Source organism: Bradyrhizobium sp. (assembly GCF_016462955.1).
Taxonomy (GTDB): domain Bacteria; phylum Pseudomonadota; class Alphaproteobacteria; order Rhizobiales; family Xanthobacteraceae; genus Bradyrhizobium.
Window position 1 is genome coordinate 1 of sequence record NZ_JAEMSD010000745.1, and the last position, 2,509, is coordinate 2,509.

A 2,509-nucleotide genomic window follows, 5' to 3' on the forward strand; every position below is an offset into this window, starting at 1 on the left:
CCGAAGCAGCCGGCCGCCGCCAGCGTCATCCACATCGGGAAGGCCGGCGAGCGCCAGATTTGGTCGAGCGAAGTAGCCCATGCCCAGTTCATGCGCGACGTCCCTTCACGCGAGCAAAGAGCGAATGGTCAAGCGAGCACCTCGAGTCGGCAGCTGCCCCCACCCACCATGTGAGGGTGAAGCGGGCCTTTTGACGGCGGCAAAGGGCAATTCCCGGGAGAGGCCGATGCGTTGACGGCGTCAGCCTTCAGGAGAGTGCGAGCTGGCTTTCCTTGGCAACGCGCTCGAAGGCTTCGGTCGAGCTCTTGATGCGGTACTGGCAGTCGTCGCCGTCGGTCGGGAGCAGACGGATAATCTCATATGCACCGCTTGCGGCCGGACGCGCGACATTGCTGGCCGTGAACAGGACGCGCGATCCCACGGGGAATTTGTGCTTCAACACCCTCTCCATCACTCAAACAGCGCCCGCCTCGCCCAGTTGTCCCACTGCGAGGGCCGGCCGGAAACCCGGGTCGTTGTATAGCACGCGCCCGGTGCTTTTGGCCAGCGCCATGCCGGCACGGCAGGCACTCAATTTACGCAGTCATTTCAAAATGATAACGGGATAGCCGGCGGGGTGATGATACCGGCGGAGGGGTTAATTCCGCCGACATGTCGCAGCCTGTCGCACCCTCATCCCATCGGCGGCCGTCCTCCCCGGCCGGCGCCGGTCAGGCGTCCTCGAACTTGGCGATGACGAGCGTTTCGGCCAGTCCTTCGCGGGTCCATTCCTGGAACGCCGGCAGCGCCATCATGGTCTCCATGTAGGCCCTGGTGTCCGGCGCCACCTCGATCGCATAGGTGCGAAAGCGGTGCACGACAGGGGCATACATGGCGTCCGCCGCCCCGAAGCGGCCGAACAGGAACGGTCCCTGTGCGCCGTAGCGGGTGCGGCACTCGCGCCAGATCTCCTCGATGCGCGCGATGTTCGCCTTGGCATCCGCCGACAGTGCCACGGCACCGATCGGCCGATGCAGGTTCATGCCGCATTCGTTGCGTAGCGCCACAAAGCCGGAATGCATTTCGGCGCACACCGACCTGGCATGCGCGCGCGCGGCGACGTCGTCGGGCCAGAGCTTCGCTTCCGGATAGCGCTCGGCGACGTATTCGATGATGGCAAGCGAATCCCAGACCGTGACGTCGCCATCAACCAGCACCGGCACCTTGCCGGCACGGCTGAAGGACAGGATCTGCTCCTTGTCCGCGGGATTGTCCGTATACAGCGGAATGAGCGTCTCCGCGAACGGGATGTCGTTGGCGCGCAGTGCGAGCCAGGGCCGCATCGACCATGACGAGTAGTTCTTGTTGCCGATCGCGAGTTTCAGCGCAGCCATGTCAGCAGTCCTTCCCGAGACGTCCTGATGCGAGCCGCTTTTAACGCCATCGCCTGCCGCCAATCAATCGTTGCCGCGCCCGGCCGTGCGTGGCAATCGTTGCGATCCTCGCGCGGAGAGCGGCATGAGCAGGCACTGGGTCGACATCGTCGCCGTCGGCTTCTTCATCATCGAATGGCTGGTCTATGCCTTGACGCTGGAGCACTCGGCCTATGGCCGCGACAGCCTGTCGGCCCGCATGAACCGCTATCGCGAGGTCTGGGTGCGACGGATGCTCGACCGCGAGACGCGCATGGTCGACATGCAGATCATGGCTTCGCTCCAGAGCGGCACCGCCTTCTTCGCCTCCACCAGCCTGTTCGCGCTCGGCGGCGCGCTGGCGCTGCTGCATGCCACCAACGACGCCATCACGATTTTGAGCAAGCTGCCGGTCGACCTCAGCACCTCGCCGGCGATGTGGGAGCTGAAATGCGTCGGCCTCGTGCTGATCTGCGTCTACGCCTTCTTCAAGTTCGCCTGGGCCTATCGCCTGTTCAACTATGTCGCGATCCTGTTCGGCGGCATGCCGCCGGCAAACCGGCGCGACACGCCCGAGGCCGAAGCTCACGTCATCCGCACCTCGCGCCTGTTCGAATCCGCCGGCCGTCATTTCAACCGCGGCCAGCGCGCATTCTTCTTCGCGCTCGGCTATCTCGGCTGGTTCGTCAGCCCCTGGGTGTTGTTCGTGACCACGGCAGCCGTGGTGGTCGTGACCTGGCGCCGGCAGTTCGCGTCCAGCGCCTGGGCCGCGATGGCGCCGGAGGTGGTGGATGACGATGAAGGAGCGCGGAAGCGCGGTCATTGAAGCGAGCGCAGCGAACTCGTAGGGTAGGTAGAGCGAAGCGAAAACCATTGCGCATCCTCGTCGCTGAAGCATGATAGGTTGCGGAAGGGCTACACCCATCCTGCGCCATCGCAGACATGCCTTCCCGTTCTCGCGGCTGATTTCGCCCGAGCTTTGCTTCATCTCCTCACCCTCTCGATCGAGAGGGCGCAGGGAAGGCCGGGTGCCGACTGGCACCCGCGGTCTGCTGCGCAAAATGCACACGCAGAAAACCGCACAGCAGCATACAGGTGTCGCCGAACACTCGGCCTTC

General features: G+C 64.4%; 3 protein-coding genes. 1 reads left to right on the forward strand and 2 read right to left on the reverse strand.

The genetic code is table 11. The annotated features are described in order from the left end of the window. Nucleotides 1-247: 247 nt before the first annotated feature. On the reverse strand, nt 248-451 hold the full coding sequence (locus JHD07_RS37740) for a hypothetical protein (RefSeq protein WP_291631452.1): 204 nt from the start codon (nt 449-451) through the stop codon (nt 248-250). Nucleotides 452-710: 259 nt separating this feature from the next. Beyond that, nucleotides 711-1,373, reverse strand: a complete 663-nt coding sequence (locus JHD07_RS37745) for a glutathione S-transferase family protein (protein ID WP_291631454.1) — start codon at nt 1,371-1,373, stop codon at nt 711-713. Between the two features lie 124 nt (nt 1,374-1,497). Between JHD07_RS37745 and JHD07_RS37750 the strand changes: the two genes are divergently transcribed. Then, nucleotides 1,498-2,217, forward strand: a complete 720-nt coding sequence (locus JHD07_RS37750) for a DUF599 domain-containing protein (protein ID WP_291631456.1) — start codon at nt 1,498-1,500, stop codon at nt 2,215-2,217. Nucleotides 2,218-2,509: the final 292 nt, after the last annotated feature.